Source organism: Gorillibacterium sp. sgz306347, from assembly GCF_059735245.1.
In genome coordinates this window covers 1-12,856 of the sequence record NZ_JCAPET010000042.1, presented here as the reverse complement: position 1 = coordinate 12,856, position 12,856 = coordinate 1, and the positions used below count along the sequence as shown (strand labels likewise).

Annotated in this window: 13 protein-coding genes and 1 other annotated feature (1 of these 14 cut by a window edge); of the genes, 11 read left to right on the top strand and 2 right to left on the bottom strand. The window is 59.4% G+C overall.

The genetic code is table 11. From position 1 onward, the window contains the following. Positions 1 to 29 (top strand) — a sequence feature (ribosomal protein L20 leader region) (it extends 96 nt beyond the left edge of the window). 62 nt (positions 30 to 91) lie between these two features. Genes infC through rplT form a run of 3 tightly spaced genes read left to right on the top strand, consistent with a single transcriptional unit; the run spans position 92 to position 1,229 of the window. Then, positions 92 to 586: a translation initiation factor IF-3 gene (infC, locus tag AC6I6H_RS18175; RefSeq protein ID WP_497955420.1), complete on the top strand. Its 495-nt coding sequence runs from the start codon at positions 92 to 94 to the stop codon at positions 584 to 586. Between the two features lie 45 nt (positions 587 to 631). Then, entirely contained in the window at positions 632 to 832 is a 201-nt protein-coding gene (rpmI, locus tag AC6I6H_RS18170; RefSeq protein WP_497955419.1) for a 50S ribosomal protein L35, read from the top strand. 37 nt (positions 833 to 869) lie between these two features. Further along, positions 870 to 1,229 carry a 50S ribosomal protein L20 gene (rplT, locus tag AC6I6H_RS18165; RefSeq protein WP_497955418.1) on the top strand — a complete coding sequence of 120 codons (360 nt, stop codon included), beginning with the start codon at positions 870 to 872 and terminating at the stop codon, positions 1,227 to 1,229. A gap of 140 nt (positions 1,230 to 1,369) precedes the next feature. Here the strand turns inward: rplT and AC6I6H_RS18160 are convergent, their stop codons facing one another. Further along, positions 1,370 to 3,040 carry an esterase/lipase family protein gene (locus AC6I6H_RS18160; protein WP_497955417.1) on the bottom strand — a complete coding sequence of 557 codons (1,671 nt, stop codon included), beginning with the start codon at positions 3,038 to 3,040 and terminating at the stop codon, positions 1,370 to 1,372. A 630-nt stretch (positions 3,041 to 3,670) separates the two neighbouring features. Between AC6I6H_RS18160 and ilvB the strand changes: the two genes are divergently transcribed. The 7 genes from ilvB to gcvH all read left to right on the top strand — a co-directional run bounded on the left by ilvB (position 3,671) and on the right by gcvH (position 11,614). Then, positions 3,671 to 5,416 carry a biosynthetic-type acetolactate synthase large subunit gene (ilvB, locus tag AC6I6H_RS18155; protein ID WP_497955416.1) on the top strand — a complete coding sequence of 582 codons (1,746 nt, stop codon included), beginning with the start codon at positions 3,671 to 3,673 and terminating at the stop codon, positions 5,414 to 5,416. Beyond that, positions 5,413 to 5,901, top strand: coding sequence for an acetolactate synthase small subunit (gene ilvN, locus AC6I6H_RS18150; RefSeq protein WP_497955415.1), 489 nt, complete (start codon positions 5,413 to 5,415; stop codon positions 5,899 to 5,901). The genes ilvB and ilvN overlap by 4 nt, the downstream gene beginning before the upstream one ends. Positions 5,902 to 6,091: 190 nt before the next feature. Then, positions 6,092 to 7,084, top strand: coding sequence for a ketol-acid reductoisomerase (gene ilvC, locus AC6I6H_RS18145; RefSeq protein WP_497955414.1), 993 nt, complete (start codon positions 6,092 to 6,094; stop codon positions 7,082 to 7,084). 146 nt (positions 7,085 to 7,230) lie between these two features. Further along, complete coding sequence (locus AC6I6H_RS18140; protein ID WP_497955413.1) at positions 7,231 to 9,078, top strand: extracellular solute-binding protein; 1,848 nt, start codon at positions 7,231 to 7,233, stop codon at positions 9,076 to 9,078. A 193-nt stretch (positions 9,079 to 9,271) separates the two neighbouring features. Continuing rightward, entirely contained in the window at positions 9,272 to 10,348 is a 1,077-nt protein-coding gene (gene leuB, locus AC6I6H_RS18135) for a 3-isopropylmalate dehydrogenase (RefSeq protein ID WP_497955412.1), read from the top strand. A 201-nt stretch (positions 10,349 to 10,549) separates the two neighbouring features. Next, positions 10,550 to 11,089, top strand: a complete 540-nt coding sequence (locus AC6I6H_RS18130; protein ID WP_497955411.1) for a peroxiredoxin — start codon at positions 10,550 to 10,552, stop codon at positions 11,087 to 11,089. 123 nt (positions 11,090 to 11,212) lie between these two features. Further along, on the top strand, positions 11,213 to 11,614 hold the full coding sequence (gcvH, locus tag AC6I6H_RS18125; RefSeq protein WP_497955410.1) for a glycine cleavage system protein GcvH: 402 nt from the start codon (positions 11,213 to 11,215) through the stop codon (positions 11,612 to 11,614). Positions 11,615 to 11,616: 2 nt separating this feature from the next. On the opposite strand, the gene AC6I6H_RS18120 is transcribed toward gcvH, so the two are convergent. After that, positions 11,617 to 12,081 (bottom strand): DinB family protein, encoded by a 465-nt coding sequence (locus AC6I6H_RS18120; protein ID WP_497955409.1) that lies wholly within the window; start codon positions 12,079 to 12,081, stop codon positions 11,617 to 11,619. 242 nt (positions 12,082 to 12,323) lie between these two features. Between AC6I6H_RS18120 and AC6I6H_RS18115 the strand changes: the two genes are divergently transcribed. Further along, on the top strand, positions 12,324 to 12,743 hold the full coding sequence (locus AC6I6H_RS18115; RefSeq protein ID WP_497955408.1) for a hypothetical protein: 420 nt from the start codon (positions 12,324 to 12,326) through the stop codon (positions 12,741 to 12,743). The last annotated feature ends 113 nt before the right edge of the window (positions 12,744 to 12,856 follow it).

The window sequence follows — 12,856 nt, the reverse complement described above, 5'->3', positions numbered from 1 at the left end:
GGCGATTCTGTCCGCGTCTCTTTTTTATTCCCGGCCGTTGGCCGGAAAGTGACCATTTTGACGGAGGTGGAAGGCTATTAGTAAGGACCATATGATTAACGACGAGATCCGCGTGAAGGAAGTGCGTTTGGTCGGCGAAGGCGGCGAGCAGCTCGGCATTCTGCCGATCCGGGAAGCCATGCAGATGGCGATCGACGCAAATCTTGACCTGGTGAATGTGGCCCCTCAGGCGAAACCGCCGGTCTGCCGCATCATGGACTACGGCAAGTATCGCTATGAGATGCAGAAGAAAGAAAAAGAAGCCCGCAAAAACCAAAAGGTCGTCGAGCTCAAGGAAGTCCGCTTCAGCGCGACCATCGACGAGCACGATTTCCAAACCAAGCTCCGCAACGTCATCAAATTCCTGAACGAGCAGGACAAGGTGAAGTGCTCCGTCCGTTTCCGCGGCCGCGAAATCACCCATGCTTCGATCGGGCAGCGCGTGCTGGAGCGCGTGGCGGAAGAAGTGAAGGACATCTGCACCATCGAGCGCCGTCCCAAGCTGGAAGGCCGCAGCATGATCATGATTTTGGCGCCGAACAAATAAGGCGTACCGCCGTTTTGCCATATCAGTCTTAGGAGGACAAATTCAATGCCGAAAATGAAAACGAACCGCGCCGCAGCCAAGCGCTTCACCAAGACCGGCTCCGGCAAGATCAAGAGAAACCAAGCCTACAAGCGCCACATCCTTGAAAGCAAATCGCCAGCCCGCAAGCGCAAGCTGCGCGGCAGCGTTCTGGTCTCCTCCGGAGATGTAAAACGCATCAAGAGCTTGCTCGTTTACGTCAAATAATTTTTCACTCACCCGAAAACTCAGGAGGTAGAATCAGATGGCAAGAGTCAAAGGCGGTTTTGTAACCCGCCGTCGTCATAAAAAAGTATTGAAGCTCGCAAAGGGCTATTTCGGTTCCAAACACCGGCTGTTTAAAACGGCCAACGCGCAAGTCATGAAATCCGGCCTGTACGCATACCGCGACCGCCGCCGCAAAAAACGCGACTTCCGCCGCCTGTGGGTGACCCGCATCAACGCGGCTGCCCGTCAAAACGGCCTGAGCTACAACAAATTCATGTACGGCCTGAAGCTGGCCGGCGTGAACGTAAACCGCAAGATCCTGGCCGATCTGGCAGTAAGCGACACGAAAGCCTTCGCCGACCTGGCGACGGCCGCCAAAGCGAAAATCAACGCGTAAGCAAACGCGTGAAGGACGCCCGGGCACTCTGGAAGCAGAGCGCCCGGGCGTTTTTGCGCGCGCGGGTTTATGCAGCGGGAGGAGCGCCCTCCGGCCGGTCCGGGCGCTGGCATTCGCATGCCCGTCCCGCTGCAGCGGGTTTAGGGAAGCGGACGGGCCTGCGGGTCCGCTTCCGCCACGGCAAAATTGTGCAGGAACGAGCGGGAGAAGCGTTCGCCTTTGGCGTTGGTGCCTTCAAAGTCAAAGGAAAGCGTATAGACGCCCGGCTCTTTGGGCGCCGCAAACGGAAGCTTGACGCGGTTTCCTTCCGCTGCCCGTTCGGGAACGGCCGTAAGCGGGGCGGGGGAAGTGAGCGCGCCGCTGCCGGACCGGGTCAGCCTGGGGGCGCGGATAACGCCTTTTACCGGGGCGCCTTCGAAACGGACGGTAAACGCAGCGGCCTCGCCGGGGCGCAGCAGCTTTTTGGCGTCCGCTTCGCCGGCTTCAGGCGCTCCGGCAAGCTGCGCCAGGGCAAAATAGGCGTCCGCTTTGCCGGAAAGCCGCAGCGTCCAGCTTCCGGCCTCCGGCGCCTCGACCCGGAACAGATGCCGGGCCGCGCCGGAGAACACCTCCTCCGGACCGGCGGGAGCCGCATCCGTTTGCGGCTCATATACGAGGCCGGAGGGGGAAACCAGCGTCACGGCGGTTTCCGGCCGGGCGGTCAGAGCGGCCAGGTGCAGGTCCGCGAGTCCGCTTTCCAGAAGGAAGACGGCCTCCGCCGTTCCGTCCACGGGACCGCCGCGCAAAATCCGGCCGCCTTTTTCCGCCGGCAAGCCGAAAGGAGACGATGCGGCTGCGGAGAAGAGGCTGGCAGCCGCTTCGGCTGCTGCCGCGCCGTCCGCATCCGGGTCTTCCTCGCCAGCCGTCATCTTGGCGGAGGCGGCACCGGCGACGGTATGGGCCGACAGCTTGGGGCGGACCAGATCCCAGGTTTCCGAAGCTCTTGCCATCGCGCTGTGGGAAATGTTTTTGGTAAAGCTGACGATCCCATACGGCAGCCCCAGCGCCGAAGCGATCGAAACGGCCCCGTCGTCCTCGCCGGGAAGGATCGCGTGCGCCAGCCAGCCGGCGGTAAAAATACCGTCGTCCCCTTCACCCCCGGACATGTAGGTGATCACAGGGAGCTGGGCGGCCAGGGCGTCAGTTTTCACCCGGAAATCGGCCATATAGGACGTCTGCAGCGAGTAAACGGCGTCGTCCTTTTGCCCGAGCAGAGCCGCCAGCCAGGACGCCCAGGCGCTGTAAGCCAGGTCGGCCGCCTCCGAACCTTTGTTCGGCGTGGAAAGCTGATGGACGACGTTCACGTAAGGCGCGGCTCCGTAGTGCACCAGAGCCGCTTCGGTGTCGATGCCGCCCTTGGAGTGGGCGATGATGTTGATTTTCGCGCCTTCGTAATAATCGGCCGTTTTCTTGATCAGCCCGGCCAGCAGTTTGCCGTTGTCCCACATGTTCCTGCCGGTGCCGTCCGCGTCATGGAGCTGGACGAAAGCGGTGCGGTAGCCGGCGGTGTAGGCGGCTTCGTAATAGCCGTCCGTACCGGTCCAACGCCCGTAGGAAGAATGCAGCCCTTGAACGAACAGCAGCACCGGTTTGTCGGGAGAAGCGTTCGAAGGGACGGCGCCGGTGTACCAATCGCCGGCGCTGCCCGCCGGATTTTCGTCGTGAAGCGCGGGAGGCGGAATGGCGGCGGCGCGGACGGCCGGGGCGGGGGAAACGGAAAGCGAGAGCAAAGCGGCGGCAAGCAGGGCGGAAGGAACACGGGACAAGGACATCGGATAATGCCTCCTTATGGAAAATGATGGATTATTTCTTCCCATTTTACATTATGAAAGAATGATTATCCGAATGTTTGGGCAGTTTATAGCTTTGGTGAAGCCGAAAAGCTTGTTATCAATACGATAAAAAAGATCGATATTTCACCGGCAAGCGGCGTTTTCCGCGTGAGATAAGGATTTTTTCTCCGATTTCGGAATTGTCAAAAAATATTCTTTATCGATTTAAATCATCAAGGTATTGACTCCCCCCTGGAGTCTGCGTATAATCGAGTGTAATCAAAGCCAGAACATGACATCGGCTGTGAAGAGGACGAAGTGATAAAGGCTCTTGTGTACCAGAGAGCGCCGGATTAGCTGAAACCGGGGCCACGAATCCTTTATCGACGAGCTCACCTCGGAGCCGTTTTCCTGAAAAGCAAGGGCGCCTTTGCCTAGTAGGGAAATCCGGAATGGCACACGTTACCGTGCCGCAGTGCCGCATTACGGCCGCACTGCTGAAGGCCCGGCGCTGCGAGGCGCGGGCAAATCTGGGTGGTACCACGGAAGAATAACCCTTTCGTCCCTCGAAAACGGAGAATCCGTTTCAGGGGGAGAAAGGGTTTTTTATTTTTGAAAGGAGGGGTTGGGGTGAGTATTGACTATCCGACCAAAGTGCTGCAGGACGATTTGAAAACCAAGCTGTTGAAGCCCGATGTGATTTCGGGCTCCGAGATCTTGCTTCGCAGCTTGCTTCTGGAGGGCGTGGAGTGCGTCTTCGGATACCCCGGCGGCGCGGTGCTGTACATTTACGACGCGATGCACGGGAACCCCGATTTCAACCATCTCCTGACCCGGCATGAGCAGGGTGCGATTCACGCGGCGGACGGCTACGCCCGTTCCACCGGGAAAGTCGGCGTATGCATCGCCACCTCCGGCCCGGGCGCGACGAACCTGGTGACCGGGATCGCGACGGCCTACATGGACTCGGTGCCGCTGGTGGTCATTACCGGCAACGTCGCCAGCTCGCTGATCGGGACCGACGCGTTTCAGGAGGCGGACATCACCGGCATCACGATGCCGATCACGAAGCACAGCTACCTGGTGCGCAGCATCGAGGAGCTGCCGCGCATCATTCACGAGGCGTTCCACATTGCCGGCACGGGGCGCAAAGGCCCGGTGCTGATCGATATCCCGAAGGACATTTCGGCCGAAAAGACAGTGTTCCGTCCGGTGACGGAAACGAACCTCCGCGGCTACAACCCGACGACGGAGCCCAACAAGCTCCAGGTCGACAAAATGGTCCGGGCCATCAAGCAGGCCGAGCGTCCGGTCATCATCGCCGGCGGCGGCGTAGTGGCTTCCGACGCGGCCGAGGATCTGATCCGCTTCGCGGAGCTGACCCAAATTCCGGTTACCACGACTCTGATGGGGCTGGGCGGCTTCCCGAGCGCGCACCCGCTCTGGATGGGCATGCCGGGGATGCACGGCACCTATACGGCGAACATCGCCATCCAGAACGCCGATCTCCTGATTAACATCGGCGCCCGGTTCGACGACCGCGTGACCGGCAAGCTGAACGGCTTCGCCCCGCTGGCCGAAACGATCGTGCACATCGACATCGACCCGGCCGAGATCGGCAAAAACGTCAAGGTGGACATTCCGGTGGTCGGCAATGTGAAGAACGTGCTCGCTTACGCGAACACCAAGGCGGAGGCCGCCCGCTCCGCCGAATGGATCGGGAAGATCGACGCCATGAAGGAGGAGCACCCGCTCCGCTATAAGGATTCCGACGAGGTGCTGAAGCCCCAGTATGTGGTGGAAATGATCAACGAGACGACAAAGGGCGAGGCGATCATTACCACCGACGTCGGGCAGCACCAGATGTGGGCGGCGCAGTATTACCGGTTTCTGCACCCCCGCTCCCTGATCACCTCCGGCGGCCTTGGCACCATGGGCTTCGGCTTCCCGTCCGCCATCGGCGCCCAGATGGGCAATCCGGACCGGCTCGTGGTGTCGATCAACGGGGACGGCGGCATCCAGATGTGCTCCCAAGAGCTGGCCATCTGTGCAATCAACAACATTCCGGTCAAGATCGTCATCCTGAACAACCAGGTGCTCGGCATGGTCCGGCAGTGGCAGGAAATCATCTACGAGCAGCGTTACAGCCATATCGACCTGGCGGGCAGCCCCGATTTCGTCAAGCTCGCCGAGGCGTACGGCGTCAAAGGACTGCGGGCATCGACCAAGGAAGAAGCGCAGAAAGTATGGCAGGAAGCGCTCGATACGCCGGGCCCGGTACTGATCGACTTCGTCGTGCACAAAGGAGAAAACGTGTATCCGATGGTGGCGCAGGGCAATACGATCGACAAGATGATAATGGGGGATGCGGAATGATCGTCCGGAAGCATACGATTTCCGTGCTGGTGAACAACCAGCCGGGCGTCCTGCAGCGGGTCGCCGGGCTGTTCGGCCGGCGGGGGTATAACATCGACAGCATCACGGTCGGGGAATCCGAGGAAGCCGGTTTGTCCCGGATGATTATTGTTACAACGGGCGACGAATCCACCGTGGAGCAAATCGAGAAGCAGCTCTACAAGCTGGTCGATGTCATTAAGGTCATCGGCCTCAGCAGCAAGCCGAACGTGGAGCGGGAGGTCGCGCTGATCAAGGTCAACGCGGAGCCCGCGGCCCGGCCGGAAATTCTCGGCGTAGTGGAAACCTTCCGGGCCGCCGTCGTGGACATCGGACCGACGGCGATGATCGTTCAGGCGGTCGGAAGCACCGAGAAGGTGGATGCCATCGTCGAGCTGCTGAAGCCGTACGGCATCCGGGAGCTATCGCGTACCGGCGTCACGGCGATGATGCGGAGCGTCCGCTAAAACGCAGAGAGAAATGAATCGGGCGAAAACCCTTGCCCGCAATCCGCCCTTCCAGCAGGGAGCCTGAGCGGATGAGGCCGAGCGTCGGGCGGCCGCCCCAAACCGGGCGGCGGCCGGCAGCGGCGGCTCCGCGCTCGTCTTTTCAGGTCCCTGATTGGAAGGGTACATAATCGAAGGAGGAATAGGAACAATGGCTGTTACCATGTACTATGAGCAAGACGCCGATGCGGGCGTACTGAAGGGCAAAACTGTTGCGGTTATCGGTTATGGAAGCCAGGGACATGCGCAAGCGCAAAACCTGCGCGAGAGCGGGATCAAGGTCATCATCGGCCTTCGTCCGGGCAAATCCTTCGATCAGGCGAAAAACGACGGGTTTGACGTCTACCCGGTAGCCGAAGCCGCCAAGCTGGCGGACGTCGTGCAAATTTTGATGCCGGACGAAACGCAAGCAAAGGTCTTCAAGGACGAAATCGAACCGAACCTGAAAAAAGGCGCGGCGCTGCTGTTCTCCCACGGCTTTAACATTCACTTCGGCCAGATCGTTCCCTCCGCGGATATCGACGTGCTGATGGTCGCACCGAAATCGCCCGGCCACCTGGTGCGCCGCACCTACGTAGAAGGCTTCGGGGTTCCCGGCCTGATCGCCGTTCACCAGGACGCGACCGGACAAGCGCATGCCATCGGCCTGGCATATGCCAAGGGCATCGGCTGCACCCGCGCCGGCGTTATCGAAACTACGTTCAAGGAAGAAACCGAAACCGACCTGTTCGGCGAGCAAGCCGTGCTTTGCGGCGGCGTAACCGCCCTGATCAAAGCGGGCTTCGAAACGCTGGTGGAAGCCGGTTACGCGCCGGAAATGGCTTACTTCGAATGTCTGCATGAAATGAAGCTGATCGTCGACCTGATCTACGAAGGCGGCATGGCCAACATGCGCAATTCGATCTCCAACACGGCCGAGTACGGCGACTATGTCACCGGCCCGCGCCTCGTGACGGAAGAAACCAAGAAAGAAATGAAGCGCGTGCTGTCCGATATTCAACAGGGCAAATTCGCTCGCGACTTCATTCTCGAAAACCAATCCGGCCGCGCCTTCCTGACGGCGACGCGCCGCAACGAGTCGGAGCATGAGATTGAAGTCGTCGGCGCCCGCCTGCGCGAGCTGATGCACTGGATCAAGAAATAAGACATCCGAATGAAAAGGCCGTCCGGTCCGCTGCCGCGGAAACCGGGCGGCCTTTTGCCGTGTATGGAAGCAAAAATCTGCGCCCGGGAGGAAAACGCTTCCTCTTTGCCGAATTTTCAGGAAGATCAGATAAAAGGAGGCAGAAGATGAAAGGAAAAGCATGGGGCGCCGCCTTGACGGCGCTGACCCTGTTATTGTCCGGCGGCGTACTTCCGGCTTCGGCGGCGCAGGCGGCGGGAAAGGTTCCGGAGGCTGCCGTTGACCGCCAGGCGCCGGTTCGCGTTCTGTTCGGCGAAGACATGGTCCCGTTCGACCGGGAGCCGTTTATCGCCGCTGGGCGGGTGTATGTGCCGGCGCGTGCCTTTTTGAGCCTGACGGGGCTTCGCGTACGGTGGGAAGGCACCACGCACACGGTTTTCGCAGAGGCTCTCCCGACGGACAGCTTTGCGTTCCGCATCGGTGAGAAGCAAGCCGTCCACAATGGAGAGACCGTGACGATGGCCGCCGCGCCGCGGCTCGTGAGCGGAACGGCGTATCTTCCGGTCGGTTCGCTGGCGGCTCTTTTCGGCTGGACGGCCGAATGGGATGGAGCTTCCCGCACGGTGCGGCTGGCGCCGGAGCAGCTTCCCGACACGGAACCGGGACCGAGGCGGTCGTTCGTGATGACCCTCCCCTTTCTGGGGCAAACGCCGCAATACGGCTTCACGGAGCGGGACCGGCTTATTCAGAGCGCGCTGGAGAAGAAGCTCGGAGATCCCTTTGAACTTGTGATCCTCGACAAAACGAACTATCAGGAGAAGGTGAATTTGATGCTGGCGTCGGGGGAGCCGGCAGGCTTGATTTACCGCCAGCTCTCGTCTCACGAGGACAGCTTCAATACCGGTCTGTTGTACGACCTTCGCCCTTTGCTGAAAGATTACCCCAACCTCCGTTCCATTCCGTCCGCTATGCTGGAGCAGGCGACGGTGCAGGACAAGCTGCTCGGTATCCCGCTGCCGGATTCGGCAAACGGAGCGGTGTTCCCCGTGCTCCGGAAGGACTGGCTGGAAAAGCTCGGTCTGGTCGAGCCGCGCACCATGGAGGAGCTTTCCCTCGTGTTGGAGACGGTGGTGAACGGGGATCCGGACGGCAATGGCAAACACGATACGCTGGGGCTGGCGGCGGAAAAAACGCAGGTTTGGGGAACCGGGAACTTCCGCTGGGTCTACAACGTCTTTAACGAAAGCGGAGGCAAATACAAGGTGCAGGAAGGACGGCTCATCGACACCGATCTGGAGCCGGGCACCCGGGAAGCCTTGCGATGGCTTAACAATGCCTACCAGAAGGGGCTCCTTGCACTCGATACCGAAGAAGGAGAACCATTTGCATCCGGGAGGGCGGCCGCCTCCGCGCTGCCGCTTTCGGAAGTCGCCGGGCAGGCGGACGCGCTGCGGCAGAAGGAGCCGGATGCCGCGCTCGCTGCGCTCTCCGGGCTTGTCTCTCCGGCCGGTAAACCGGCTGTCCCCGGCGGCGCGCGGGTAAACGCCATCTATTCCTTTACACGCACGATGACCGAAGATCAGGTCCGCTTCGGCCTGAGTCTGCTGGACGAACTCGCTTCCCCGGCGGGACTGGCCGCCTTGGAGCAGGAGACGCAGGGCGCTTCCGGGCCGTCGGTTTTTGAGCAGGTCGCAGGGCCATACGAAGCGGCAGCCCGTTCGAATGAAACCGGTTTGCCGGCGGCAGAGGCGGAAGCCATCCGCAAAGCGGCGGAAGCGGGGGCGGCCGGTGGGCTGACAGACCGGGCTTACGGGCTGCTGAACGCCCGGGAGAACGAAGCTTTGTGGAAGATTGACCAGGAGCTGAACGAGCTGAAGAACCAGGTGATCACCGGGGCGAAGACGATCGCCGACTGGGACCGCAAGGTGGAGGAAGTGAAAGCCGACACGGCTTACATCAAGGGCATGGACGAATTGGGCAAACGCTACCGGATGCGCGTCGCGGCTTTCAAATAAGCGGAAACGAAAAAAAGAAACCGAACGGCCGTCCCCGGGAAACACCGGAGGACGGCCGTTTTCATATGACGGCCATCGCCTTTTCTCTTATAGGTTTCGTCTATGGAGTCGATAGTTTTTATATCTTTGTCAAAGGACTCCCGCTGTGCTAATAATGAAAGCAGACGAGAAACGAGTACAGGGAGTGAATCGGGTGTCGGATGCGAAGAAGATTGCCGTCATCGCCGGGGATGGAATCGGCCCGGAGGTTGTGGCGGAAGCGGAAAAAGTGATACGGAAAACCGAAGACGTATACGGGTTGCGTTTTGAATTTGAGCATGGGTTATTCGGCGGAATCGCCATTGACGAGCGGGGAACGCCGCTGCCGGAAGACACGCTGGAGATGTGCCAAAGGGCGGACGCCGTGCTGCTGGGAGCGGTTGGCGGTCCGAAATGGGACAACAACCCGAAGGAGCTTCGGCCCGAAACCGGTCTCCTCGGCATCCGCAAGGCGCTTGGCCTTTATGCCAATATCCGGCCTGCGCTGGTGTTCGACTGCCTGAAGGACGCCTCGACCTTGAAGCCGGAAGTATTGGAAGGGACCGATCTCATTGTCGTGCGCGAGCTGACCGGCGGCATTTACTTTGGAGACAAGCTGCGCCGGGAAGGGGCGAACGGACAGGAAGCCGTTGACACCTGCGTATACAGCGTGGCGGAAGTGGAGCGCATTGCCCGCCAGGCGTTTGAAATCGCCCGAACCCGCCGCAAAAAGCTGGCTTCCGTCGACAAAGCCAACGTGCTCGAAACGTCCCGCCTCTGGCGCGAGACCGTCATCCGGGTGGCGCAGGATTACCCCGACGTGGAGCTGGAGCATGTGCTCGTCGACAACTGCGCCATGCAGCTGCTGCGGCGTCCGTCGAGCTTTGACGTGATTGTGACGGAGAACATGTTCGGCGACATTTTGAGCGACGAAGCGGCGATGCTGACGGGCTCGATCGGCATGCTGTCGTCCGCGTCCCTTGGAGAAGGCAGCTTTGGCCTGTATGAGCCGGTGCACGGCTCGGCGCCCGACATTGCCGGTCTCGGCGCCGCGAACCCGGTAGCCACCATCCTGTCCGTCGCTCTTATGTTCCGCCTGACGTTCGGCTACCACGAGGCGGCGGAAGCGATTGAGCGCGCCGTCCGCGAAGTGCTTGACGCGGGACACCGCACCGGCGACATCGCGGTCGACAAGAGCAAGGCGATCGGGACGGCCGCCATGGGCGATCTCATTGCGGCGGCCATCCGCTGATGCAAGCTTGACCAGTCTGGCTTTCTCTCGACCCCCGGCTTATGCCGGGGGCTTTTTTATGCACGCCGATCGCGCTGCATTGACTTTCTTTTTGACGGGTGATACCCTTTTTCCAGCAGCGGCTTCATTCGATTCTTGCTTCGGAGCTTCCTGTCGCAAGGCTTTTTTTGTCAGGCAAGCGATCATAAGGAGGAGTGGAAAATGGCAGAACGTCTGGTAGGCAAAAAGGCACCGTTTTTTAAGATGGAAACCGCTCTTGGCAGCGGGGAAGGCTTCGACTCGGCCTCTCTTTCGGATTATGCCGGCAAATGGCTTGTGCTCTTTTTCTATCCGCTTGACTTCACCTTTGTGTGTCCGACCGAAATTACAGCGCTGAGCGATGCGGCGGAGGAGTTCCGGAAGCTGCACGCGGAAATTCTCGGAGTCAGCACGGACAGCGTCCACTCCCATAAAGCGTGGATCAACGCGCCGAAGGAAACCGGAGGCCTGGGCAAAATCAACTTTCCGCTTGCCTCCGATATCACCAAATCGGTCGCCCGCGATTACGGTATTTTGATCGAGGAGGAGGGCATCGCCCTGCGCGGCTTGTTCATCATCGACCCGGAAGGCGAATTGAAGTACGAGGTTGTCAACCACAATGACGTAGGCCGCAGCGTAGAAGAGACCCTCCGCGTTTTGCAGGCTCTGCAAACCGGCGGCCTTTGCCCGGTGAACTGGAAACCGGGACAAAAAACGTTATAATAGAAGCAGAACGTTTTTTCGCAAACACGAACAAACCCTTTCGTCGGCCTGGCAGACGGAAGGGTTTTTATTCGGCGGAGACGGCAAAAAAAGATGAGAAAAAAATAATGGAGGCGTTTCATAATGGAAACCGCGGCTCAGCGCAAATTCAGCGAAGATCACATTTGGGTGCAGCCGGAAGGCACGAAGGTGCGGATCGGGCTTACCGACTATATACAGAAGGAGCTTGGGGAGATCGTGTTTGCCGAGCTTCCCCGCGAAGGGGATGAACTGAATGCCGGAGAACCCTTCGGAAGTGTGGAATCAGTGAAATCCGTATCCGACCTCAGTTCGCCTGTGACAGGCAAAGTGGTCGGCGTCAACCGGGAGGTACGCGAGCTGCCCGGATTGATCAACCGGGACCCGGACGCCGCCTGGCTGGCGGTAGTGGAGCTCGCCGATTCCTCCGAGCTGTCCTCCCTCTGGACGAAGGAGCGCTACGAGCAGACCTATCGGAAAGAGGAGGACGAAGCGTCCGAGGCTTGAGGTTACCCGGAAAGGGAAACCGGCGCGTGTCCGTGCATGCGGGACACGTAGAGAATTTGGCCGAGGTGCTCGGACAAGGCGTAAATGCACGGAGGAAAGCCGGAATCGAAGCCGCCTTCTTCCTCCGGCAGTCCGGCGGGCGATTCCTGCGCAAGCCGTTCCATATAGACGTCCAGACGGTCGAAAGCGGTCTGGATAAGGGCCAGCAAGTCTTCTTTGCGGCTCCAGGCGGCGGAATCGGCGGACGGCAGCCCGGCCGTTTTCCCATCGGCCATTGGGAAACCGTTTTCAATTTTTTCTCCGAGTACGGACGCCAGATAAAGCACCAGCTCGCTGATGCTCGGGCTGTTTACGTTCGGACGCCAGTTGAGCGAGATTTCGTCAAGCGGTTCGATGGCTTCCATCAGGCGGATGCGAATTTCCAGGCAGCGGGCGGACGAAAGCTCCAGATATTGCCGTCGGTTCATGTGATTCCTCCTTTTTCGACAAATTTTTCGCGAATTGGCTTCCGAGAAACGTCCCGCCGGACGTTCCCTTGAAGTCCCCGGTCTTAATATCTATTACTTGGACATGTTCGCTTTTCGTTAAGCATCCCGAATAAAATTTTGCGGAGCCTTTTTCAAAGGGTTCCGATTTGGATAAATTAACAGTAAGCATACGAAGTGGAACTATCCAAGAACGAAATAATAGAATGAGGAGGGGATCTCCAATGAGCTTTTGCTGTGGCGGAAGTATGATCGGAACAAGAGGAACCTTAAAGCATCTGCATACCAATATTCATAACGTGCCGACAATGTTTTGTCCCGTCTGCCATCGGACGGAGGTCCATTATCTGATCCGGAGCGAGTTTGAAATTTTGGCCGAATACGCGACCGGGGACGGAGCCCCCGAGATTAATTTTATGGATTACGTGCAGGGACGCAAAACGGCGGAGCTGTTCGAAAACTGCATCAACCGGGAAAAGGACGATCCGATGGACCTGGTGGACAACCAGATCGACATGTCGCTTGATCTGCTTTCCGTAGCAAAAGAGCTGTCCGACACGGAATGGGAGGACCAGCTCAAAACAAGGCTGAAGGTTCTGAGCGAGCAGCGCGAAGTGATCGGGGAGCGGAGAATTTCCGGCTGATCCGTAAAGCGCCGGCCGCCGCCAGGCTCTCATTCATTCCTCATAAACCTTCCGAATGCCGGCATACGGAGGGTGTCCCAAAAGCAGGTTTCTGGAACAGACCACAAAGCATA

Excerpts from the sequence above, each read along its gene's own strand:
- rpmI (WP_497955419.1), top strand. The coding sequence starts at position 632 with ATGCCGAAAATGAAAACGAACCGCGCCGCAGCCAAGCGCTTCACCAAG.
- gcvH (WP_497955410.1), top strand. The coding sequence starts at position 11,213 with ATGGAAACCGCGGCTCAGCGCAAATTCAGCGAAGATCACATTTGGGTG.
- AC6I6H_RS18140 (WP_497955413.1), top strand. The coding sequence starts at position 7,231 with ATGAAAGGAAAAGCATGGGGCGCCGCCTTGACGGCGCTGACCCTGTTA.
- AC6I6H_RS18130 (WP_497955411.1), top strand. The coding sequence starts at position 10,550 with ATGGCAGAACGTCTGGTAGGCAAAAAGGCACCGTTTTTTAAGATGGAA.
- AC6I6H_RS18115 (WP_497955408.1), top strand. The coding sequence starts at position 12,324 with ATGAGCTTTTGCTGTGGCGGAAGTATGATCGGAACAAGAGGAACCTTA.
- AC6I6H_RS18160 (WP_497955417.1), bottom strand. The coding sequence starts at position 3,040 with ATGTCCTTGTCCCGTGTTCCTTCCGCCCTGCTTGCCGCCGCTTTGCTC.
- ilvC (WP_497955414.1), top strand. The coding sequence starts at position 6,092 with ATGGCTGTTACCATGTACTATGAGCAAGACGCCGATGCGGGCGTACTG.
- ilvN (WP_497955415.1), top strand. The coding sequence starts at position 5,413 with ATGATCGTCCGGAAGCATACGATTTCCGTGCTGGTGAACAACCAGCCG.
- infC (WP_497955420.1), top strand. The coding sequence starts at position 92 with ATGATTAACGACGAGATCCGCGTGAAGGAAGTGCGTTTGGTCGGCGAA.
- AC6I6H_RS18120 (WP_497955409.1), bottom strand. The coding sequence starts at position 12,081 with ATGAACCGACGGCAATATCTGGAGCTTTCGTCCGCCCGCTGCCTGGAA.
- rplT (WP_497955418.1), top strand. The coding sequence starts at position 870 with ATGGCAAGAGTCAAAGGCGGTTTTGTAACCCGCCGTCGTCATAAAAAA.